Raw genomic sequence first — 22010 nt, forward strand, 5'->3', positions numbered from 1 at the left:
ATGCGCGTTAGAACACGTCTAACCACTCACGAGGCTGTCATCGCTGCGCTGTGGCGAAGCGGGGGCGGCCAGCGAGGTCCTTGTGATCCTCCACTTCGGACAGCACACGGCGAGCCGCCAACAGCTCAGGCACCGAAGACCCTTGGCTGTCGTCGTGTTCGATGCCGACCCAGCCGCCCGGCTTCAGCAACCGGGCGGCGCACGAAATCACGTGCTTGATGACGTCGAGCCCGTCCGGGCCGCCGAAGACCGCGATGTCCGGGTCATGGTCGGCCACCTCGGGTGGGACTTCCGTGGCCTCCGGAACGTAAGGCGGGTTGCACAGCACCAAATCGACTGAGCTTTCCATCGCCGCCAGCAGCTTCGGGTTGGTGACGTCTCCGGCGTGCAAGCGGATCGGGGTGTCGCCTGCCTCCCGGCGGATGTCGGCATTGCGCCGGGCCCACGACAATGCAACGGTGTCCAGCTCGACGGCGTGCACGACCGCGTCCGGACGCAAGTTGGCGAATGCCAGGGCAAGTGCACCCGATCCGGTGCACAAGTCCACCACAACCGGAGCCGTCGAGCCCGTGACAGAAAGGCCCCACTCCAGCAACAGGTCTGTCTCCGGGCGAGGTACGAACACCCCCGGCCCTACGACGAGCGGGATGTTGCCGAGCCACGCCGAGCCAGTTATGTGCTGCAGGGGTTCACGTGATGCCCTTCGCTGCACCAGTTTGCCGTATGCGTCCACAACGGACGGATCGACCAATGGCACCAGCAGCAGGCGGCTCCGCTCCACACCGAGCACATAGGACGCGAGCAGTTCCGCATCCGTCCGCGCACTGTCCACTCCGGCCTGTGCCAGAATCCGTTCGGCCTCGAGAATGGCCAGTCGCAACGGGGTTCGCGTCATGGCTCAGATTAACCCCGAGCTGCCGCCAACCGCTCGGCACGGTCGGCTTCGGCCAGCGCGTCGAGCACGCCGTCCAGTTCGCCTTCAAGGACCTGGTCGAGGTTGTATGCCTTGTAGTTCACCCGGTGGTCGGAAATCCGGTTCTCGGGGAAGTTGTACGTCCGCACCCGCTCGGACCGGTCGACCGTCCTGACCTGGCTGCGGCGGGAGTCGGAGGCTTTCTTCGCCGCTTCCTCGTCGGCCAGTGCCTGCAGCCGCACCTGCAGCACGTGCATCGCCGACGCGCGGTTCTGCAGCTGCGAGCGTTCGTTCTGGCAGGACACCACGATCCCGGTCGGGATGTGCGTGATCCGGACTGCCGAGTCGGTCGTGTTGACGCTCTGACCGCCGTGACCGGACGACCGGAACACGTCGACCCGCAGGTCCTTCTCGTCGATCTCGACTTCGACGTCCTCGATCTCCGGGTAGACGAGCACGCCCGCGGCGGACGTGTGAATCCGGCCCTGCGACTCGGTCACGGGCACGCGCTGCACGCGGTGCACGCCGCCTTCGAACTTCATCCGCGCCCAGACGCCGTCGGGATCGGAGCCCTTGGATTTCACCGAAAGGGTGACGTCCTTGTAGCCGCCGAGGTCCGATTCGTTCGCGTCGAGCACGTCGATCTTCCAGCCGCGCTTCTCCGCGTACCGGGTGTACATCCGGAACAGGTCGCCCGCGAACAGGGCGGATTCCTCGCCGCCTTCGCCGGACTTGATCTCCACGAGTACGTCGGAGCCGTCGTGCGGGTCGCGCGGCAGCAGCTGCTCGGACAGGCGCTCTTCCAGCTCGGGGATGCGCTTGGTCAGCGCTTCCGCCTCTGCGGCGAACGCCTCGTCCTCGGCCGCCAGCTCTTTGGCGGCGGCGAGGTCGTCGCGTGCGCCGTCGAGCTCGCGGATGGTCTTCACGATCGGGGTGAGCTCGGCGTACCTGCGGCCGAGTTTCTTGGCGCGCGCCTGGTCGGCGTGCACAGCCGGGTCGGCCAGTTCACGCTCCAGCTCGGCGTATTCCTTGAGCAACTCGTCCACGGTTCACCCTCCTCACTTAGATCCGCCCGTACGCACGACAACGGCGCCCGGCCCACGTGGGGTCCGGGCGCCGTGTGCGGTGCTACTTCTTGCGCTTGCCGTAACGGGCTTCGAAGCGCGCGACCCGGCCACCGGTGTCCAGGATCTTCTGCTTGCCCGTGTAGAACGGGTGGCAGTTCGAGCAGACCTCGACGTGGATGGAACCGGAAGTCTTGGTGCTGCGGGTGGTGAACGTGTTGCCGCAGCCGCAAGCCACCTCAGTGGTGACGTACTCGGGGTGGATACCGCTCTTCACTGATCTCGCCTTTCATTGTGGCCGCCGGGTCCCCAGACGAACTCGGGGTGAACCGGAGCCGGACTCGACCTCTTAGTCTGCCAGATGGGCTGACCAGCCCGTACAACACCTCCACGGGAGGCTTTGTTCCAAGCCGCTCATCCGCTCGTCGTGGCATGGACGCCGCCTAACGCACAACCCCGGGGCTTGGTCGACCCCCGGGTTATGACCAGGCAGAACGCCCGACACACTCACTGTGTGCAATGCGCCGTACGCCGACCGCTTCCGCTGCTCTCATGGGTAGCGCTGCCGGTGCTGTTCACGGCCGTTGTGCTCGGACTCACATCGCTTGGCCAGCTGCTGCTCAGCTCACCCGGCGACACCGTGCTGACGAGCGCCCACATGGGCGTGGCCGCCGCGGTCACCGCGATGGTCGGCTACTCGATCGAGTGGCCTGCCGGGTGGCGTTGGCTGAACTGGCCGTACGCGTCGGTCGTGTTCATCTCCGGGCTCGTCCTGCACGGCATGGTCGTCCCGGCGATTCTGGCCATCGGCCTCGGCATCCCGAGCACCGCGTTGCTGCTCAGGATCACCTGGCTGCACCGCAGCCTCGGCAAACACGCACCAATCGCCTCGTGAGTGGTTAGGCGGGTTAGAACTCAGCTAACCACTCACGAGGGTTGTTGAGCCTTTAGTCGTTATCGGCGCCTGGGGTGGTTTTGGCCACCTGCATCAGGAACTCGATGTTGGTACGGGTCTTGCGCAGCCGGTCGAGCAGGAGCTCGATCGCCGCCTGCGGCTCCAGGGCGTGCAGGACGCGACGCAGCTTGTGCGTGACGGCCAGCTCGTCCGGCGAGAGCAGCAGGTCTTCCTTACGGGTGGAGGACTGGTCGACGTCCACCGCGGGGAAGGTGCGCTTGTCGGCGATCTTGCGGTCCAGCTTGAGCTCGGCGTTGCCGGTGCCCTTGAACTCCTCGAAGATCACGCTGTCACCGGCAGAACCGGTCTCGACCAGCGCGGTCGCGAAGATGGTCAGCGAGCCGCCGTTCTCGATGTTGCGCGCCGCACCCAGGAAACGCTTCGGCGGGTACAGCGCGGTCGAGTCGACACCACCGGACAGGATCCGGCCGGACGCCGGGGCCGCCAGGTTGTACGCACGACCCAATCGGGTGACCGAGTCGAGCAGCACGACCACGTCGGTGCCCATCTCGACCAGCCGCTTGGCCCGCTCGATCGCCAGCTCGGCCAGCATCGTGTGGTCCGACGGCGGGCGGTCGAACGTGGCCGCGATGACCTCGCCGTCGACGTTGCGCTGCATGTCGGTGACTTCCTCAGGACGCTCGTCCACCAGGACGACCATGAGGTAGCACTCGGGGTTGTTCTTGGCGATCGCGTTGGCGATCTGCTGCAGAACAGTCGTCTTACCCGCCTTCGGCGGCGAGACGATCAGCGCACGCTGGCCCTTGCCGACCGGCATCACCAGGTCGATGACGCGGGTGGAGAGGATGTGCGGCTCGGTCTCGAGGCGCAGTCGCTCGTTCGGGTACAGCGGCGTCAGCTTGGTGAACTCCGGACGGCTCTTGGCCTGCTCCGGGTCCATGCCGTTGACGGTCTCGACCCGCACGAGCGGGTTGAACTTCTGCCGCTGCTGCTCGCCCTCACGCGGCTGGCGGACCAGACCGGTGATCGCGTCACCACGGCGCAGGCCGTGACGGCGCACGAGCGACAGCGAGACGTACACGTCGTTCGGGCCCGCGAGGTAACCGGAGGTACGCACGAACGCGTAGTTCTCCAGCACGTCGAGCACACCCGCGACGGGCAGCAGGACGTCGTCCTCGCGCACCTCGGTGTCGGAGCCGCCGCCACCGGTGCCGCCCTCGGCGCGGCCGCCACGCCGACGACGGTCGCGGAAGCGACGGCCGCGACGACCGCCCCTCTCGTCGTCGTCATCGTCGTCCTGGGCGTTGCTCTGGTCTTGGTTCTGCCTGCCCTGGTTGCGGTCGCCACGATCGTTACGGTCGTTGCGCTCGCCACGGTCGTTGCGGTTACCGCGCTCGCCACGCTCACCGCGGTCGCGGTCGTTGTTGCGCTCGCGCCGGTCGCGGCCCTGCCGCTCCCCCTGCTGGCGCTCTTCCCGAGCCTGCGGCTCGGGCTTCGACTCGGCCGCTGGCTCCGCCTTCGGCTCGGCCTTGACCTCTGCCGTCTTCGCCTCGGCGTCGGGGCTGCCAGCCGGACGGCCCGCGCGGCGGCGACGGGTGCGGGTCGGTGCCTGCTCCTCGTCGGCGGGCGCGGCGGCCTTCGCTGGCTTCTCGGCGGCCTTCTCGATGGCCGGCTTCGGGCTCTTGGCCGACCTCGGCTGCTTGACCGCGGGCAGGTTGTCGAGAGGCAGCGTGTCCGCGGTGCCCCCACCGGACCCACCCTGCCGCTCCTTGATCGCAGCGATCAGGTCTCCCTTGCGCATCCCGGTGGTCCCGGTGATGCCAAGCGTTCCGGCCAACTCGCGCAGCTCCGCCAGCACCATGCCGGACAGCCCTGCACGGCGGCGCGGGGCACCGCCGTTGGAGCCGGCGACCTGGGACTTGTCGGAAGTGCCCGCAGCCGTGTCGCTGCTCAACAGATCGGTGTTGCTCACTAATGTCCTTCCTGACCGGTCCCCGCCTCCTACGTGGACCAGCGGACCGCCGCCCGACGGAACGCGGAACGGCTTGTCTCTCCTGGTTTGGCTAACCCTGTTCACGGACTCGGCCACGAATTTGGCCAAGCGCGAGATGGATTCGCCAAGACGGAGCATCGGTCACCACGGCTGTCGGGAAACCCTCGAACATCGACTCCAGTTGGATGGGGTCGACATCCTTACGGCAGATGCGACCCAGGAAGAATTCCCTGGGAACGACACCGGGCGCCCGTGCGCGCGGTGACTGAACGCCCCCGAGGGTAGATGGTGATGCAAAGACGTGCAACAACCACCCCCCGGCGCGTCGAGGGTGCTCAGACCGCTCTGACCTGCACACCAACCCTGTCGACGGCCAATTCACGCGCGTCGAACCCGGCCAGGTCCACTCCATCGGGCAACTTACCGTCGAGAGTGAGCACCATCACCGTCGGGCCCGCGCCGGAGATCGCCGCGGCCAGCCCGTGCTCGCGCAAGATCTTCACCATGCGCAAACTCGCAGGCCAGGCCGCTTCTCGATAGTCCTGGTGCAGGCGATCGGCGGTTGCTGGCAGTAGCAGGTCCGGCTGTGCCGTGATGGCCTGAACGGCCAGCGCGGCCCGGCCCGCGGCGAACGCCGCGTCCGCATGCGGGACACGATCTGGCAACAGTTGCCTGGTCACCGAGGTCTTCGAGGATTCACCCGGAATGAGCAATATCGGCCGGAGCCCTGAATGCGGTTCGAGTCGCAGCGCGCGGTAGCGATCACCCTCTGTCCACGCCAGGACGAGTCCGCCAAGGAGGCTGGCGGCCGCGTTGTCGGCGTGTCCTTCGAACTCCGCAGCTACCTGCAACGCGCGATCGTCGACAGGTATTCCCGCGAGGCCGTATGCGGCCGCGACCCCGGCGACAATGGCCGCCGCGGACGAGCCGAGCCCGCGTGAATGCGGAATCGCGTTGCGGCAGCGCAACTCCAGGCCGGTTGGCTGGAATCCGATCGCCTCGGCGGTCGCCCGCAGCGCGCGGACGACGAGGTGCGACTCGTCCATGGGGACTTCGTCCGCACCCTCGCCTTCGACGGTGATTTCCAAACCCCGCGGCAGAACACGGGCCTCGATCACGTCGTAGAGGCCAAGCGCGAGGCCGAGAGCGTCGAACCCGGACCCGAGATTGGCGCTGGACGCCGGAACCGTGACCTTGACGCTCACGCCAGCTCCAAAGCCGCGGCCACCGCACCAGCGTCGACCGGAACCGGCTCGACTTCATGCATGGCAAGCAAAGCGGTGTCCGGGTCCTTGAGGCCGTGCCCGGTGACCGTGCATACGACCAGTGATCCGGTTGGCAGCCGGCCATCCGAGGCCGCGGCCAGCAATCCGGCAACGCTCGCGGCCGACGCGGGCTCGACGAAAACGCCCTCACGACCGGCAAGCAGCCGATATGCCGCAAGGATCTGCTCGTCGGTGACGGCGTCGATCAGGCCGTTCGACTCGTCGCGCGCGGCGATAGCGCCGGTCCACGAGGCCGGGCTGCCGATCCGGATCGCGGTCGCGATGGTCTCCGGGTTGCTCACCGGCTCGCCGTGCACCAGCGGCGCGGCCCCCGCCGCCTGAAAGCCGAACATCCTTGGCGCGGCGGGAACTACCCCATCATTGGTGTATTCGCGGTAGCCGAGCCAGTAGGCGGTGATGTTGCCCGCGTTGCCAACCGGCAGGCAATGCACGTCGGGCGCGCGGCCCAGCACGTCGCAGATCTCGAACGCGGCTGACTTCTGCCCTTCGAGCCGGACCGGGTTCACCGAGTTGACCAGCGCGACCGGGTGGTCGGCCGCGGTCTTGCATGCCAGTTCGAGGCAGTCGTCGAAATTGCCGTCGACCTGGAGGATTTTCGCGCCGTGCACGACCGCCTGGGCCAGTTTGCCGAGCGCGATCTTGCCGCGCGGCACGAGAACAGCGCAGGTCAGCCCGGCGCGCGCGGCGTACGCGGCGGCCGACGCCGAGGTGTTGCCGGTGGACGCGCAGATGACCGCCTTGCTGCCTTCGGCGAGCGCGTACGTCATCGCCACGGTCATCCCGCGGTCCTTGAACGACCCGGTCGGGTTGGCGCCCTCGACCTTCAGGTACACCTTGCTGCCGGTCAGCTCCGACAGGTGTGGCGCCTCGACCAGCGGTGTCCCGCCTTCGCCGATCGTGACCACCTTGGCGCCGGTCGGCACCTTGATCCGATCGGGGTAGGCCTGCACGATGCCTGGCCACGCGGGACTGGCAATTGCGGTGGTCACGATTCCTCGCCCTCGACGCGCATCACGCTGACCACCGCACGCACCGCGGGCAGCCCGGCAACTTTGTCCACTGTGGACTTCAGGGCGGCGTCCGGCGCCGCGTGGGTGACGATCACCAGGCTGGCGTCGTCGATCCGGCCTTCCTGACGGACGGCCGCGATGCTCACGTCATGCTCGGCGAACACCGCCGCGACGCTGGCCAGCACACCGGCCTTGTCAGCGACATCGAGGCTCAGGTGGTACCGCGTCTCCACCTCGCCGACCGGCCGTACTTTCAGTGCGGCATAAGCGGATTCGCGCGGTCCACGGCCACCGTGCACCCGGTTTCGGGCGACCGCGACGAGGTCGCCGAGCACCGCGCTCGCGGTCGGCGCGCCACCGGCGCCCTGGCCGTAGAACATCAACTGGCCAGCCGCCTCGGCTTCCACGAAAACGGCGTTGAACGCGCCGTTCACGCTGGCCAGCGGGTGGCTCCTCGGGATCATCGCCGGGTGGACGCGGACCGCGACCGAGTCGTCGACGCGCTCGCAGATGGCCAGCAGCTTGATCGTCCGGCCGAGCGTCCGGGCGGCGGTGACGTCAGCGGACGTGACCGCCGAGATGCCTTCGCGGTACACATCGCCCGCGGTCACGCGGGAGTGGAACGCGATCGAAGCAAGGATGGCCGCCTTCGACGCCGCGTCATAGCCGTCCACGTCGGCGGTCGGGTCCGCCTCGGCGTACCCGAGCCTGCTGGCTTCCTCAAGGGTTTCGCCGTAGTTGGCGCCGGTCTCGTCCATCGCCGAGAGGATGTAGTTGGTGGTGCCGTTGACGATTCCCATCACACGCGTGATCCGGTCACCGGCCAGCGACTCACGCAACGGCCGCAGCAACGGGATCGCACCGGCGACGGCCGCCTCGAAGTACAGGTCCGCGCCCGACTCGTCGGCCGCCGCGAACAGCTCACCCCCGTTCTCGGCCAGCAGCGCCTTGTTCGCCGACACCACGGATTTGCCTGCCTGCAAGGCATCCAGCAGCAACGTGCGGACCGGCTCGATCCCGCCGATCACCTCGACGATGACGTCCACATCGGACGCGACCAGCCCCGCGGCGTCCGCCGTGAGCAGATGCTTTGGCACGTCACGGTGCCGGTCCGGCCTGCGCACCGCGATCCCGGAGAGCTCGACCGGCGCGCCGACGCGCGCGGCGAGGTCGTCGGCCTGCTCGTCGAGCAGCCGCACCACCTGTGTGCCAACGGTTCCGCAGCCAAGCAGCGCGACCTTGATCGGTTTCAAGACTGGACCTCCAGTGCGAACAGGTCGTCCTCGGTCTCCCTGCGCAGCAGCAGCCGCGCCTGCCCGTCCTTGACCGCGACCACGGCGGGCCTCGGCAGCCTGTTGTAGCCGCTCGACATGGCGTAGCAGTACGCACCGGTCGCCGCGACGCCGACGAGATCGCCAGGCGCGACCGTGTCCGGCAGCCAGCAGTCGCGGACGATCACATCGCCTGCCTCGCAATGCTTTCCGACGATCCGGCTGAGCGTGGCGTGCGTGTCCTCCGCGCCTTCATCACTACGGCGTGACACGAGCCGCGCGTCGTACACCGCGTCGTAGAGCGCGGTCCGGATGTTGTCGCTCATGCCGCCGTCGACGCTGACGTAGCGCCGCGCGGTGCCAGCACCGAGCGTGATGTCTTTGATAGTCCCGACTTCGTAGACCGTGACGGTTCCCGGGCCGACGATCGCGCGGCCCGGTTCGACCGCGATCTTCGGCAGCTCAAGGCCGTTGTACTCGCACTCCTTGGCCACAATGGTCTTCAGCTGCTCGGCCAGCCACGCGGGCGGCGGCGGGTCGTCCTGTGGCGTGTATGCGATCCCGAGCCCGCCACCGAGGTCCACAGTGGTCAGATCGCCGATCGCCTCGGCGCCGTGCTCGTCCCGAAGCTCGGCGAGCAACTTGATCACGCGGTGCGCGGCGACTTCGAAGCCGTCCACGTCGAAGATCTGCGAGCCGATGTGGCTGTGCAGGCCGACGAGCTTGAGGCCGCCGGACTTCAGCGTGCGCCGGACCGCTTCCTGCGCGTCACCGGATCCCAGCGAGAAACCGAACTTCTGGTCCTCGTGCGCGGTCGCGATGAACTCGTGCGTGTGCGCCTCGACGCCGACCGTCACGCGGATCAGCACCGGCTGGACCACGTCCCGCTCGCGCGCGATCTGATCCAGCCTGGCGATCTCATAGAACGAGTCGAGCACGACATGACCGACACCGGCATCGATCGCGGTAGTCAGCTCGGCGACCGATTTGTTGTTGCCGTGCAACGCGATCCGCTCGGCCGGGAAGCCGGCGCGCAGCGCGATGGCGAGCTCGCCGCCGCTGCACACGTCAAGGCTCAGGCCCTCCTGCGCCACCCATTTGGCGATCTCGACCGACAGGAACGCCTTGGACGCGTAGTGCACGAGCGCCGGGTCCCCGAAGGCCGCGGCGTGGTCACGGCAGCGGGAGCGGAAGTCGTCCTCGTCCATCACGAACAGCGGCGTGCCGTACGTCTCGGCGAGCTCGCGGACATCGACACCGGCCAGTCGGACCGCGCCATCCTGTCCGCGGGTGGCGTTACGCGGCCAAACCTGCTCAGGCAGCTCGTCCGTCTCGGCGGCCGTGGCGGGCTGCGGGCCCGCGGTGTTCGCGGGCAGCAGGACGTCGGCGTGCCGTGGTCCAGCGGGGTGGGCTCTCACTTCTCACATCCGTTCAGGGGCCGAGACACCGAGCGTCTCAAGGCCGTTCGCCAAGACTTGCCGCACCGCGCCCGACAGCCGCAGCCGCGCGAGGTGCTCAGCGGCGACTTCTTCGTCGCCCTTAGGCAGGATCCTGCACTCCGGGGAGTCGTACCACCCGTGCAGCGCGTCTGCCAGCCGTTCCAGGTACCGCGCGACCCGGTCGGCCGCGACTTCTTCGAACTCGCCGAGGACCCGGATCACGGTGCCCTCGCGCGCGTGCGTCAACAACCCTAGATCGGCGCCGGCCGGATCCATGCCGAATTTCACCGAGTTGTCCACCACTCGACAGATCCGGGCGTGCGCGTACCGCACGACGAAGACCGGATTGTCCCAGATCCGACGCTTTCGCAGGTCAGCGTCAACTTCTTGCCACGCCCCCGGCACGTGCGGCCTGGCGCCGTACGACCCGCCCGCCGCCTCGATGTCGGCGACGACGCCAGTGAGCGTTTCTTTCGTCAGGTGCAAGTTGACGAAACCGGGTCCGGCTGCCTCGGCGGAGTCGATTTCGTCACCTTCGGCCAACGCGTCGGCAAGCCAGCGGGCAAGATCGTGTGCCGGAACCCCGATCCGGCTGCCGAGCCGCAGCGGGAGCGTGGTCGCGAAGTCACCGTGCGCCGGGTCCTGCGGCCGCCGCAAATCGACCGATTCGGGCAGCACGGTACTGTCGAGACCTCGGTCAGCGAGGACCTCGACGGCAGCGGCCCGTATCTTCTCGGCCAGCGCGGCGGGGTTCACTCCGCGAAGTCTAGGTAGGGGGCCCCGACCTGGACGAACCGGCTCTTTGAAGTTCCTGGACGAAAGGTGTCGGCACTCGTGCGTATCCGACCGATTGTTGCCGCCGGACTAGTCCTGCTGGCCACCGCGTGCTCGAGCGGCTCAAGCCAAGGCACGCCACCAGCGCCCACACCGAGCGCCGAGCCGCAGGACGTCTCGCTGAAGATCCCGGGTATCGAGGTCAAGAAGTACCGCAGCCCTGGGCACATCGAGATGCCCGACCGGGTGGCGTACGACCAGAGTCCGCCCTTCGGCGGGTATCACGACATCAGCTGGGCAGCGTGTAATGGCGTGGTCTACACCAAAGCTGTCCGCAACGAGAACATGGTGCACTCGCTCGAACACGGCGCGGTCTGGATCGCCTACAACCCGGACACGCTGCCAGCCGCGGGCGTCGAGGCACTGGCGAAGAAGGTCACGGGGGTGCCGTACATGCTGATGTCGCCGTATCCCGGCCTCGACAAGCCGATCTCGCTGCAGTCGTGGGAGCACCGGCTCAAGCTCGACGATCCGGCCGATCCACGGATCGACGCGTTCGTCTCGGCGCTCAAGCAGAACGAGTTCACTCATCCGGAACCGGGCGCGACCTGCGACAACCCGTCGTTCGACCAGGACAACCCGCCGTCGTTCGACCCGAGCCCTGCCCCAGCGGGATCCGCACCGGTCGGCAGTTGACACCCAGCAGACACCCTATCCCTAGACTGTCCCACGGTGGTCGGTAAGTAACGAAACGAGGTCCGAGAGCGGCATGGCCAGCGGCACGAAGAACAGAGGCGGCTCCAAGTCGGCGAAGAGCGCCAAGAGCGCCAAGGCCCTGCGGTCAGCCGCAGCGGTCAAGAAGCCGAAGCCGTGGGGCACCGTGGCGATCATTCTCGGACTCGTCGTCCTCGCGGTCGTGGTGATCGGGTACTCGGTCATGCGCGTGAGCGAGGTCACCGCGTGGCGGCCATCGGACAGCAACCAGGACCCGTCCGACGACATCGCGGGCGTCGTGAAGGTCAAGTACGAGCAGGGTCAGCACGTCAACGCGACCCAGCGCGTGGCATACGACCACTCGCCGCCGTTCGGCGGACCGCACGACAACATCTGGGCCGACTGCAACGGCATGGTCTACGCGACCCCGGTGCGCAGCGAGAACATGGTCCACATGCTCGAGCACGGCGCGGTCTGGATCGCCTACAACCCGGACCTGGTCAAGGGCGCCGACCTCGACGTGCTGCGCAGCAAGGTCTCCGGCCAGGACTTCATCGCGATGTCGCCGTACCCCGGCCTGGACAAGCCGTTCTCGCTGCAGTCGTGGGGACACCAGCTCAAGCTGGACAACGTCAACGACGAGCGGGTCGACCAGTTCATCCAGGCCCTCAAGCGCAACAACTGGCAGTTCCCGGAGCCGGGTGCGCGCTGTGACACCCAGGCAGGCTTCGACCCGAGCAACCCGCCGCCGCTCGACACCAGCCCGCTGCCCGCGGACGCGGTGAAGATGGACGGCACCGGCTCGTCGCAGGCCCCCATGAGCAACGGCCAGGAAGTGCCCGCGCCCACGTCCGGCTCCGGCGCTCCGACCTCCGGCGCCCCGACCTCCGGCTCGCAGCCGCCGAGCCAGTGACCGTAGACGATCGCGTGGACGACGAGGTCGTCGACGAAGAGGATGAGGGTCCACGCCCCAACGGGCAGCGGATCCTCATCTTCTCGGCCGCGGCCGTGGCACTGCTGCTCGTCGGCGCCGCGATCGGCATGCTGATCACGCTGGCGAGCGTGGACCAGACCTCGCTCAACCCCGGCGAAGACTCGGTGGACGTCGGGTTCGCACAGGACATGACCACCCACCACCTGCAAGCCGTGAACATGGCCAGCTGGGTGCGGGACAACACATCGGACAAGACGATCAAGCTGCTGGCGTTCGACATTGAGGGCACGCAGCAGCGTCAGGTCGGCATGATGGCCGGGTATCTGGACATCTGGGGCCAGTCGGAGTCCCGTCCGCCAGGCCGTCAAGCGATGAGCTGGATGGCGAAGGACGCATCCGGTGCGCATCTGCACGGCACGATGCCCGATCACCCAGGAATGCAGCCCGGCCAGCTGATGCCAGGAATGGCGACAGCGGACGAGCTGGCGGCAATGCGCAAGAAAACCGGCACAGACCTGGACGTCTACTTCCTCCAGCTGATGATCCGGCACCACGAAGGCGGCCTGTCGATGGCCCAGTACGGCCAAGACCACGTAGCCCTGCCCCAGCTGCGAAACCTGGCGCGCACAATCGTCGTATCCCAAACAGGCGAAATGGCCTACATGAAAAGCCTGCTAGCCGAACGCAACGCCCAACCCTTGCCCGCGAACTAAACCCGCGCGAGCTCGCGTGTGCTCGCGTGTGCACGGGCTCGCGTTCGCGTGTCCACCGGCTCCGTCATGGTGTGTTGAACACGCGAGCGGCGCACAACGGCGATCCGGCCACAGCGGTAGCGAGTCGAGCAGTTTGACACACCGTGACGGAACGGTGGACACGCGCCAGGGCGGAGCAATGCCAGACACCGTCCGGTGGAAGCCCCGACTCTTTACGGCCCGGCGATACCGACAGACCCGGCCTATGGCTCGCCTGACGTTCACTGCCGGGTTGGGTTGGATGAACTACCGCGTGTCCGCCCCACCGGCACGGCGAGTCAAACTGCTCGACTCGCCACCAGCCTGCTTGCTCGCCACCGTGCGCCGCTCGCGCGTTCAACACGCCATGCCGGAGCGGCAGACACGCGCGGGCACCCGTCGCTGACTCCCCGCCTGTTCGCTACCGCTCACGGCGATACGTCATTGTGCTACCGGGTGCACGCCACACATTCCAGGCCCAACCCTTCATCCCCTCAACCAAGGTCGGCACACCACCCAACCCGCGACCACGGTGGGTATGCCGCCCGACCTCTCGACCAAGGTCCGTGTGCCGCCCAACCTCTCAACCACGGTGGGTATGCCGCCCAATCCCTCGACCAAGGTGGGTGGACTTGGGCTCGCGCATGGTGGTTTTACTTCCGAAGGTGGCGGGCGGGTGGACAATATGGTTAGTCGATGTGCAGGACGATCTTGCCTCCGACCCTGCGGTTTAGCAGGGCGTCTATCGCTTCACCTATTGCGTGCCATGAGTTTTCGAGTTCTATCTGGCAGTCGAGCTTGCCTTCGGCTACCAGGGTGCTGAGGCGTATCAGGTCGGTTGTTCCGCTGTCGTTGGCCGCGGTTTCGTCGAAGCTGTTGAAGGTGTAGATCTTCGCTGCGGGCGAGCGGGTGAAGCGGGACATTCGGAAGGTGATGGACTCATCCGGGTCCAGCGTCGCGATGTTGACGATTACTCCGCGTTTGGCCAGGTGCTCGATCGCGTTGCCGAGCGTGGGGCCTCCGACTCCTTCTATGATCAGGTCGAAGTCGTCGGTCAGGGTGTTCACAACCGCTCTCGCCCCGAGACGCCGTAGCAATGGCTCTGCCGCGAGGTCACGGACGAGCGCGGTGACGTGCGCACCGCTGAGGTTCGCCAGTTGGACCGCCATTCGGCCGACTCCGCCGGTTGCGCCCGTGATCAGGACTCGCTTTGCTAGCAGTAGGCCGCCGATTTCCAGCGCCCGCAACGCTGTCACGGCCGCTGTCGGCAATGTGGACGCTTGGGCGTATGACACTTCGTCGGGTATCGCGGTCAGTCTGTTGGTGGGGATCGCCGCGAGTTCTGCCCAGGCGCCGACCCTGACCAGTCCTACCACCCTGGTTCCCGCCGCTGGCCCGGTGCCGTCTACCGCGGCACGCTCCACCACTCCGGCCGCGTCCCAGCCTGTGATCGTGCCTTGCGGGCGCGTTGGCAGGTCGAGGATTTCGCCGCGGTTCAGCGAGAATGCCTTGACTCGGACCAGTGCTTGGTCGGGCATTGGCTTGGGGTCCGCGACTTCGGTCAATGCGACATGCGGGGGCACAACTGTTAGCGCGAGCATGATCTGGACATTAGCTAGGAAGTCTTCAACTCGAGTGCCCGATCGAACACGACTTCGCGCGCTGATCGCAGGCCCATCGCGATAGCGCCGGAAAGAACGGCCGTCTCACCCAATTCCCCCGTCACGATCCGGGGCCGCAACGGCGTTGTGCGCCGCAAAGCCCTTTCAAGCGGTTCGGCGAGCAAATCGGTGTTCGAGCCGATTCCGCCGCCGAGCACCACAATTTCCGGGTCGATCACGGCCGCGACGGCGCCGACGACGAATGCGAGTTGGTTGGCTTCTTCGGTGACCGCGTCGATGGCGACCTTGTCGCCTTTGCGGGCCAGCTCGAAGACTTCCTTGGCGCTCTTGGCATCCACGAGTCCGTGTTGATGTGCCTTACGTACCACCGAATCGCCGGAGACCTCGGATTCGAGCATTCCGCGCTCTGGCGGGGTGCTGCTCGCGGTGCCGTAGGGCAGGTAACCGATCTCGCCCGCGGCTCCGTGTGCGCCGCGGAACAGTTGTCCGTTCACGACAATGCCCATACCGATGCCCGTGCCGACCGTGATGCACACGAACGTGTCGACATCACGGGCCGCGCCTGTCGTCAATTCCCCCACAGCGGCAAGGTTTGCGTCGTTTTCCACGACAACGTCGTGGCCCAGCGCGATTGTGAGGTCTTCGAGCAAGCCTTTCCGGCCCCAGCCAGGAAGGTTCTGCGCGTGCTGCAACGCACCTGTTTCGGGATCCGGAACGCCAGGGCTGCCAACGACTGTGGAGACGACCTCGGCATGGCTGATGCCCGCGGCCGCGACCGTGTGCTCGGCGAGGTCCCTGAGGGTCTGGACAAGGCTGCGCGCGCTGCGGGATCGGTTGCGTTCGTCCACTCGGGACACAACCGCGCCCGACAGGTCAGCGACAGCAAGTCGCAAGCGTTCCTTGCCGATGTCGATGCCGAGAACAAAGCCAGCGGCCGGGTTTTCCTCGTAGACAACGGCGGATCGGCCGGGACCGGTCGACGTGCGGCCGATCTCGCGGACCAGGTGGCGGCGTTCGAGGTCGAGGAGTGCTTGGCCGACAGTGGGCTTGGAAAGTCCGGTGTCCTTGGCGACTTGTGGGCGCGTGGCAGGGCCTGCTGAGCGCAACCGGGCCAACACGGCGCGTTGGTTCAGCTCACGCATTCCGGCCGGGGTGCCCACTTGCGGCGTTCTGCCCACGTATCACTCCTTTGAAAGCTTCAGGCGAGTGTACGTGGTGAGTTAAGAAATCTTCCTAACTACCAGCTGAGTTCCCGGCATTTGACGGATGGCTGCTCGACCTGGAGCGTCGCGTGCTCTATCGAGTAATTGTCCGCGAGCAGGCCTTGGGCCGCAACAAGGATGTCCGCCTGGTCGGCTCCGTCCACCATGGCCAGGTGGGCCGAGACGACCTCCATGCCGGAGGTGAGCGTCCAGACGTGCAGGTCATGGACCTCACAGACACCCGGAAGAGTGAGCAGATCGGCGGTCATCTGCTTGACGTCGACGCCTTCCGGCGCGTGCTGGAACAGAATTCGCAACGCACTGCGACCAAGCCGGTACGCCCGCGGCAGAACAAAGAGACCGATGCCGATACCGATGATCGGGTCGGCGTACCGCCAGCCGAAAATGACGGTGACAAGACCGGACACGAGAACACCGACCGACCCGATCATGTCGGCCATCACTTCAAGATAAGCGCTGCGGACATTCAGTGACTCCTTGGCCCCATCCTTGAGAAGAACAAAGGCGGCGACGTTCATGACAAGACCGACCGCGGCCACGATGGTGACCGGCCAGCCGGGAACCTCGGGAGGCGCGCTGAACCGCCCTATGGCCTCGTAGAGCACCCATCCGGCGACAGCGAACAGGAGCACGGCGTTGACGAGCGCGGCAAGAACCTCACTGCGATAGAGCCCGAACGTGCGGTCCTTGTTGCTCGACGACCGCCGCGCGACCACGATCGCGACAGCGGCGAGCGTCACCCCGAAGACATCGGTGAAGACATGCGCGGAGTCAGCGAGCAAAGCAAGCGACGAAGTGGCGAGCCCCACACTGAGCTGGAGAACAAAGGTGACCAGGCCAAGCGCGACGGCGATCCACAGCCGCCGCAAATGCCGCCCCCCAGCGGATACCGCCTGCTCAGGCGACATCCCATGCCCATGTCCGTGCCCCATCAATCCTCCTTACCCATAGGCAACATATAGCGACATGCGCATAGATACAACCCGCCGATGTTCGCCCCAGCGGATACCCGGATGACACGTACGCTAAGCTTCTGTACGAAGGCCAAGCCCCTGTAGCTCAGGGGATAGAGCACCGCCCTCCGGAGGCGGGAGCGCAGGTTCGAATCCTGCCAGGGGCACCGTGAGGTGCGGGCTTGGTCCAGATGCAGCAAATCTGCAGGTGGACCGACCATTCCGCCGAGTCGACCTGGCCGTGTCAGGCCCCTAGCAGTGCCTCTGAGAGAGGCCACATGACATGGCACGTGACTTGATCGTCCGTAGGTACGACTCCATTCTTCACTCTCACCAGCGTGACCCGTCGGCCCAACCGTCTGACGGCACCACCGTCGATGAGTCGAGCATCATGGCAGAAGCGTCGTCTTACTCGCCCCAAAAGCTTGACAGTGCCCTCGAATGCGAACACGTGCACATCGACGCGATCTCGTTGGGGCATCAGGCTTTCAACGATTCGTGCAACGACAGTCACGTCAATGCAGTTCGGGTAGACCGGCCCACCACAATAGGCGTGGCAGCCGCGCTCATTCCGTACTCGGCTTCGCTCCCGCTGTGGATCCGACGCCACACGAGCAGGCGAGCTATGTCGCGACCAGCCTCAGACGCGGCCGTTCGTGACATGACCATTCATGTCACCACCTCCACCCCTCCCAGCTGGGAAAATGCCAGATCTACCGCGTGGTCCGAGCCCCACCAACCAGGTGTTGTTTTCGCCCAGGAGATGGCGTCACCCGTCGAACTCTGTCACCACAGCTTCGATCTGGCGGTGTCAGTACGATGACTCGACCGAAACACGCCGCCGTCAGTCATGCCAATCGCCGGGGCTGTATCGACATCCTGCCTAGTGGATCACTCCGCGTCCGCGTATATGCCGGCCTCGCCCCGGACACGAAGCGCCCACGCTACCTATCCGAGACCGTCCAATCAGGACCTGACGCCGAGCGCGAAGCAGAACAGACCCGCCTACGACTGATCAGTGTCGTGGAGCAACAACGCGGCCTGCGCCTCAACGCCACCCTCGACGAGTTGATCCAGCGACACATCGCCCTCATGTCCGGCGCCACGACAACCAAGAACAACTACAAGGGCTACCACCGCAAGCACATCAGTCCGCTGATCGGCCATCACGCAATAGGCGCGATCACCCCAGAAACCATCAACGAGTTCTACAGCGAACTCGCCCGATGCCGCGAGCATTGCACCGCGGACCCCACAACGGCTCGGGCACACGTCGGCCACGAGTGCCGGCCGTTGTCCGCCGCATCGATCCGCAAGATCCACTTTCTCCTCACCGCGGCCTACCGGTCCGCAATACGCTGGCACTGGACCACCCACAACCCAGCCACCATGGCTAACCCACCGCGCAAACCACGCCCCCGGCCCCAACCGCCAACACCCACCGAAGTAACCCGCGTCCTCACCCACGCCTGGAACCAACCAGACCCCATGCTGGGAATCGCGACCTGGACAGCCATCGCCACCGGCGCACGACGCGGCGAACTCTGCGCCCTGCGCTGGACCAACTTCGACGCCGACCGTCGCGTCCTACACATCCGGGCCAGCGTCGCCCACGACGGCTACGGCTTAATCATCAAAGACACGAAACTGCACCAGGACCGCGAAATCGCCCTCGACCGCGACACCACCGCACTGCTGGTCGCCTACCGCGATCACTGCCGACAGCAGGCCACCGCGCACGAAACCACACTCGCGCCGGACAGCTTCATCTTCTCGCTCGCACCGGACGGATCAGCGTGTCTAGCTCCCGCATCACTCGGCCAGCGATTCCACCGCCTGGTAGTTCGGCTAGGCATCCAGACCACCCTGCACAAACTCCGCCACTACAACGCCACCGAACTCATCCTCGCCAACATCAACCTCCGCACCGTCGCCGGACGCCTCGGCCACCTCGACTGCAGCACCACCCTCACCACCTACACCGCCTGGATCAACGAAGCCGACCAACGCACCACTACCCAGCTCATCGAACGCCTCCCCCTTCGTCTGGCAGTTGCCCCGCACCGTCGCCGTCCCGTCACGCCGCCACCACCCCGCAGCCTTCACAAACTCATTGCCGAAGAGCTGCGGACTGCGGTCATCAATCGGACCTACCAACCTGGACAGCGTCTGCCGGCCATCCACGATCTGGCCACTCATTACCGGGCCGCCCCCAGCACCATCCACCGCGCGATCACCCAACTCGCCCAATGGAATCTGGTCAGTACCGCACCAGGACACCCCACCACAGTGCACCCCAACCCGCCGACGAGCATTCCCCAGCCGGCCACCTCCATCCCCACACTCACACCCGTCCATACACCCAGACATTTTGTCGGTAGCCCAATTCGTCGGCGCTTCACACGACGAAGCCTGCGACAGCCGCACGTCGCCGGAGCTGTCCGAACTGGACACTCGACTCAGCTGCGCGCCGCCTGACCGAAATCGCACCAGATACATCCCAGCGCGACGACAGGATGCGCTTACACGGAACGACTTAACGCACTACCCTTCCGAGGAACGGTTTGACGCCTTAGCTCGGCTGGCTCGGTGATCGCCGGCATCGACCGCAACGTCGACGCGAATGAGAGCGCCTGATGACCGACTATGCGTTCCCGAAGACGCCGGGCATCGAGGATGCGTACAGGGCCGCATACCGAGCGCTGGAAGCCCTGGTGCCCACGCACCGTCACCGCCGAGGAAGAATCTGACTTCACCGAGTTTACCGACCATAAGTAGACCCGTACGTGCCGTCCGTCTTGCGCCACTTCGGGAACGTGCCGTGCTTGGTTACCGACCAGGTTCGGCATGTTCGGAGTGTTCGACGTCGGCATGGAGGGTTTGTGGTTCGCAAGTGTGTGATTGGCCAGCTACGGGTACAGGAGCTGACTCGGCGCGGTGGTCGTCGCGTGTGGACGATCGTCTGGCCCGAAGGGACGGTTCGTGACGATGCTGATCAATTCCTGCGTCAGCACGAGGGTTCGGGAACTCAACGCACCTACGCCTATTACCTCGTTGACCACCTGCGGTGGCTGGAACGGGAAAGCCTCGCGGTGGAACGCGTAGTCCTTCGAGACCTGGAGCGGTACATGGGGATTCTCGGCGCAGAGGTCCGGATGCCGTTGGGTGAGCCGTGGCGTGTAGGAAAGCGGCCGTATGGCAAGGAAGCCCTCGCGACAACCGCGGCCTGTCTCAAGGGGTTCTACCGACACCAGGCATCGTCGGGGATCAATCCTGAGCTGGGTTCCCGGTTGAACCAGTCACGGCTGCCGTCGCGGGCGGACCGTCGCCGGGCATTTCTGGGACACATCGCCCGCAGCGCGCCAGCGAATCCGCTGGCTCCCCGCAACAGGGGACGACGACGTCATCCGAAGATGCTGCCAGATGGCGCATCCGGGCGGCTGCAGGATGTGCTCGAATCGGCCAGGGATCAACTGGTCGTGAGCTGGCTGACCGATGGCGGGTTTCGCATCGGGGAGCTGTGTGGCCTGCACTTGGTAGATCTGCACCTGCGCGACAACGCGGCCTGCGGTCAGTGCCGGTCGCCGCACGTCCATGTGTGCCACCGGCCAGGCAACCCCAACCGGGCCGCCGCGAAGACCAAGCACGACTGGTCGTTCGACGGCGGGACCGCGCGTGGCGGGCTGATCAAGCGGGTGAGTCCCGCGATGATTCACAGCTACTTCCGATACATGACCGAGGAATACCCGCATCGGCGCGCCGACCACGGGATGCTGCTGGTGCAACTGCATGGACCGCGCTACGGCCAGCCGTGGGCACCAGTCGCGGCCAGGGGAATGCTGCGACGCGGGGCAATCCGGGCTGGATTGGGGAAGATCAAACCGCACGAGTTCCGGCATCGATTCGCGACCGCCGTGCTGGACGCCTCGGGCGGCAACCTCGTCGTGGCACGAGACGCTGGCGGCTGGGCATCTACCACAGTGGTCGATGAGATCTACGCCCATGTCGATGTTCATGATCCGGTCTTCGACGCTGCGCTGCGCCAGGTCTGGCAGGTGCAGGCATGAAGGTTCTCCCGCTACTCACGACGCACCAGAACCCGCCCAGCAGAGCGGAAAGCGACCGGCTGGAGTTGCTGACCGCGCTGATCAGCGCTCCTAGGGTCTGTTTCGAAAGTCATGGGAGCCACTCGTTGATCGCTGCGATGGTGACCGTGGTTTCGTAGCGAACGGCGAGCTTGTCGTATCTGGTGGCGACGGCTCGGTTTCGTTTGAGACGGTTGATCCCGCACTCGACAGCGTGCCGTTGCTTGTAGATCTCCTTGTCGAATGCGGGTGGTCGTCCTCCGTGTGAGCCCTTGTTCTTGCGGTTGCGGACCTGGTCGGCCTTGTCCGGGATGGTGCAGCGGATACCGCGCCTGCGCAGGTAGGCGCGGTTGGCGCGGGACCCGTAGGCTTTGTCGCCGAGCACCCGATTCGGGCGGCAGCGCGGCCGACCGCGATCCCGCCGGGGTACCCGGATACGGTCGAGCACCACCTGAAACTGGGGCGAGTCACCTCGCTGGCCAGCGGTGATCACGATTGATAAGGGCTTTTGTCCCTGCTCGACCGCCAGGTGAGTCTTGGTCGTCAACCCGCCTCGGGAGCGCCCCAGCCCGTGATCGGCCGGTTCGACCTCGACCCCGCCCGGAGACTCCTTCTGGAGATCCCCTTTTGACGCGCACCAGCCGCGTGCTGGTGCGCACGAGCCACCGTGGAGTCCACGCTGACATCCCAGGTGATCAGGCCCGCAGCGTCCGCGTCCGCCTGCAACGCGACCAGAATCCTCTTCCACGTGCCATCCCGTTGCCACCGCCGGAACAAGCCATACACCGTCTCCCACGGGCCGTAACGCTCCGGCAGATCCCGCCACGGCACACCGGTTCGAACCCGAAACCGGATCCCGTCAATAAGCTTCCGCTTCGCATGCTTCGGCGGCCTGCCAGGCTTCTTGCCCCTGGGCAGCAAGGGTTCCAGCTTCGCCCACTGCTCGTTGGTCAGATCACCACGCCCCACGAATCAAGATCATCTCAAACCTTGATCAACTTGTGAAACAGGCCCTAGTTTCGATCCGCTGTTCCGGACGGATCTAGTCGATGTCCCACGTGGACACTCGGTCTACGCCTGGG

Annotated in this window: 20 protein-coding genes and 1 tRNA gene; 8 read left to right on the forward strand and 13 right to left on the reverse strand. The window is 66.1% G+C overall.

Features of this window, described 5'->3' with window-relative positions; translation table 11 throughout:
• Nucleotides 1–37: 37 nt before the first annotated feature.
• From prmC to rpmE, 3 genes are all read right to left on the reverse strand, one after another.
• Nucleotides 38–895 (reverse strand): peptide chain release factor N(5)-glutamine methyltransferase, encoded by an 858-nt coding sequence (gene prmC, locus LWC34_RS35430; protein ID WP_233729618.1) that lies wholly within the window; start codon nucleotides 893–895, stop codon nucleotides 38–40.
• A gap of 8 nt (nucleotides 896–903) precedes the next feature.
• Nucleotides 904–1959: a peptide chain release factor 1 gene (gene prfA / locus LWC34_RS35435; protein WP_233729619.1), complete on the reverse strand. Its 1056-nt coding sequence runs from the start codon at nucleotides 1957–1959 to the stop codon at nucleotides 904–906.
• Between the two features lie 82 nt (nucleotides 1960–2041).
• Nucleotides 2042–2254: a 50S ribosomal protein L31 gene (rpmE, locus tag LWC34_RS35440; RefSeq protein WP_037268298.1), complete on the reverse strand. Its 213-nt coding sequence runs from the start codon at nucleotides 2252–2254 to the stop codon at nucleotides 2042–2044.
• Nucleotides 2255–2491: 237 nt separating this feature from the next.
• Here rpmE and LWC34_RS35445 point away from each other — a divergent pair, with 237 nt between their 5' ends.
• Nucleotides 2492–2872: a hypothetical protein gene (locus LWC34_RS35445; RefSeq protein ID WP_233729620.1), complete on the forward strand. Its 381-nt coding sequence runs from the start codon at nucleotides 2492–2494 to the stop codon at nucleotides 2870–2872.
• A gap of 52 nt (nucleotides 2873–2924) precedes the next feature.
• On the opposite strand, the gene rho is transcribed toward LWC34_RS35445, so the two are convergent.
• The 6 genes from rho to LWC34_RS35475 form a co-directional block, all read right to left on the reverse strand.
• Nucleotides 2925–4865 (reverse strand): transcription termination factor Rho, encoded by a 1941-nt coding sequence (rho, locus tag LWC34_RS35450; protein WP_233729621.1) that lies wholly within the window; start codon nucleotides 4863–4865, stop codon nucleotides 2925–2927.
• A 356-nt stretch (nucleotides 4866–5221) separates the two neighbouring features.
• On the reverse strand, nucleotides 5222–6091 hold the full coding sequence (gene thrB, locus LWC34_RS35455) for a homoserine kinase (protein ID WP_233729622.1): 870 nt from the start codon (nucleotides 6089–6091) through the stop codon (nucleotides 5222–5224).
• A complete protein-coding gene (gene thrC, locus LWC34_RS35460) occupies nucleotides 6088–7149 on the reverse strand; it encodes a threonine synthase (RefSeq protein WP_233730943.1) in 1062 nt (353 codons plus the stop codon). The genes thrB and thrC overlap by 4 nt, the downstream gene beginning before the upstream one ends.
• Before the next feature lie 8 nt (nucleotides 7150–7157).
• The gene (locus LWC34_RS35465; RefSeq protein WP_233729623.1) at nucleotides 7158–8435 is read right to left on the reverse strand and encodes a homoserine dehydrogenase; all 1278 of its coding nucleotides are present in this window, start codon (nucleotides 8433–8435) and stop codon (nucleotides 7158–7160) included.
• Nucleotides 8432–9871 carry a diaminopimelate decarboxylase gene (lysA, locus tag LWC34_RS35470; protein ID WP_233729624.1) on the reverse strand — a complete coding sequence of 480 codons (1440 nt, stop codon included), beginning with the start codon at nucleotides 9869–9871 and terminating at the stop codon, nucleotides 8432–8434. The genes LWC34_RS35465 and lysA overlap by 4 nt, the downstream gene beginning before the upstream one ends.
• Before the next feature lie 3 nt (nucleotides 9872–9874).
• Nucleotides 9875–10648, reverse strand: coding sequence for a DALR anticodon-binding domain-containing protein (locus LWC34_RS35475; RefSeq protein ID WP_233729625.1), 774 nt, complete (start codon nucleotides 10646–10648; stop codon nucleotides 9875–9877).
• A gap of 78 nt (nucleotides 10649–10726) precedes the next feature.
• Between LWC34_RS35475 and LWC34_RS35480 the strand changes: the two genes are divergently transcribed.
• From LWC34_RS35480 to LWC34_RS35495, 4 genes are all read left to right on the forward strand, one after another.
• Nucleotides 10727–11362 carry a thioredoxin-like domain-containing protein gene (locus LWC34_RS35480; RefSeq protein ID WP_233729626.1) on the forward strand — a complete coding sequence of 212 codons (636 nt, stop codon included), beginning with the start codon at nucleotides 10727–10729 and terminating at the stop codon, nucleotides 11360–11362.
• Nucleotides 11363–11435: 73 nt separating this feature from the next.
• Nucleotides 11436–12293, forward strand: a complete 858-nt coding sequence (locus tag LWC34_RS35485; protein ID WP_233729627.1) for a thioredoxin-like domain-containing protein — start codon at nucleotides 11436–11438, stop codon at nucleotides 12291–12293.
• Nucleotides 12290–13027: a DUF305 domain-containing protein gene (locus tag LWC34_RS35490; RefSeq protein WP_233729628.1), complete on the forward strand. Its 738-nt coding sequence runs from the start codon at nucleotides 12290–12292 to the stop codon at nucleotides 13025–13027. Before LWC34_RS35485 ends, LWC34_RS35490 begins: the two co-directional genes overlap by 4 nt.
• Before the next feature lie 244 nt (nucleotides 13028–13271).
• A complete protein-coding gene (locus LWC34_RS35495) occupies nucleotides 13272–13451 on the forward strand; it encodes a hypothetical protein (protein ID WP_233729629.1) in 180 nt (59 codons plus the stop codon).
• 283 nt (nucleotides 13452–13734) lie between these two features.
• Here the strand turns inward: LWC34_RS35495 and LWC34_RS35500 are convergent, their stop codons facing one another.
• From LWC34_RS35500 to LWC34_RS35510, 3 genes are all read right to left on the reverse strand, one after another.
• Nucleotides 13735–14646 (reverse strand): zinc-binding dehydrogenase, encoded by a 912-nt coding sequence (locus LWC34_RS35500; protein WP_233729630.1) that lies wholly within the window; start codon nucleotides 14644–14646, stop codon nucleotides 13735–13737.
• A 14-nt stretch (nucleotides 14647–14660) separates the two neighbouring features.
• Nucleotides 14661–15809 carry an ROK family transcriptional regulator gene (locus LWC34_RS35505; protein WP_233730944.1) on the reverse strand — a complete coding sequence of 383 codons (1149 nt, stop codon included), beginning with the start codon at nucleotides 15807–15809 and terminating at the stop codon, nucleotides 14661–14663.
• Between the two features lie 95 nt (nucleotides 15810–15904).
• Complete coding sequence (locus tag LWC34_RS35510) at nucleotides 15905–16822, reverse strand: cation diffusion facilitator family transporter (RefSeq protein WP_233729631.1); 918 nt, start codon at nucleotides 16820–16822, stop codon at nucleotides 15905–15907.
• A 116-nt stretch (nucleotides 16823–16938) separates the two neighbouring features.
• Between LWC34_RS35510 and LWC34_RS35515 the strand changes: the two genes are divergently transcribed.
• From LWC34_RS35515 to LWC34_RS35525, 3 genes are all read left to right on the forward strand, one after another.
• A tRNA-Arg gene (locus tag LWC34_RS35515) sits at nucleotides 16939–17010 on the forward strand.
• A gap of 652 nt (nucleotides 17011–17662) precedes the next feature.
• Entirely contained in the window at nucleotides 17663–19321 is a 1659-nt protein-coding gene (locus tag LWC34_RS35520) for a tyrosine-type recombinase/integrase (RefSeq protein WP_233729632.1), read from the forward strand.
• Nucleotides 19322–19791: 470 nt separating this feature from the next.
• Entirely contained in the window at nucleotides 19792–20910 is a 1119-nt protein-coding gene (locus LWC34_RS35525) for a tyrosine-type recombinase/integrase (RefSeq protein ID WP_233729633.1), read from the forward strand.
• 109 nt (nucleotides 20911–21019) lie between these two features.
• On the opposite strand, the gene LWC34_RS35530 is transcribed toward LWC34_RS35525, so the two are convergent.
• Nucleotides 21020–21897 (reverse strand): IS5 family transposase gene (locus LWC34_RS35530; RefSeq protein WP_233723324.1). Its coding sequence is split into 2 segments (ribosomal slippage): nucleotides 21020–21556 and nucleotides 21559–21897, totalling 876 coding nucleotides; the frame shifts between segments, so codons are not numbered across the junction.
• Between the last annotated feature and the right edge of the window lie 113 nt (nucleotides 21898–22010).

The sequence above is a fragment of the Kibdelosporangium philippinense genome (genome assembly GCF_021390435.2).
Lineage (GTDB): Bacteria > Actinomycetota > Actinomycetes > Mycobacteriales > Pseudonocardiaceae > Kibdelosporangium > Kibdelosporangium philippinense.

Excerpts from the sequence above, each read along its gene's own strand:
- prmC (WP_233729618.1), bottom strand. The coding sequence starts at position 895 with ATGACGCGAACCCCGTTGCGACTGGCCATTCTCGAGGCCGAACGGATT.
- LWC34_RS35485 (WP_233729627.1), top strand. The coding sequence starts at position 11,436 with ATGGCCAGCGGCACGAAGAACAGAGGCGGCTCCAAGTCGGCGAAGAGC.
- LWC34_RS35495 (WP_233729629.1), top strand. The coding sequence starts at position 13,272 with ATGGCTCGCCTGACGTTCACTGCCGGGTTGGGTTGGATGAACTACCGC.
- LWC34_RS35500 (WP_233729630.1), bottom strand. The coding sequence starts at position 14,646 with ATGCTCGCGCTAACAGTTGTGCCCCCGCATGTCGCATTGACCGAAGTC.
- LWC34_RS35505 (WP_233730944.1), bottom strand. The coding sequence starts at position 15,809 with ATGCGTGAGCTGAACCAACGCGCCGTGTTGGCCCGGTTGCGCTCAGCA.
- LWC34_RS35510 (WP_233729631.1), bottom strand. The coding sequence starts at position 16,822 with ATGGGGCACGGACATGGGCATGGGATGTCGCCTGAGCAGGCGGTATCC.
- LWC34_RS35520 (WP_233729632.1), top strand. The coding sequence starts at position 17,663 with ATGACTCGACCGAAACACGCCGCCGTCAGTCATGCCAATCGCCGGGGC.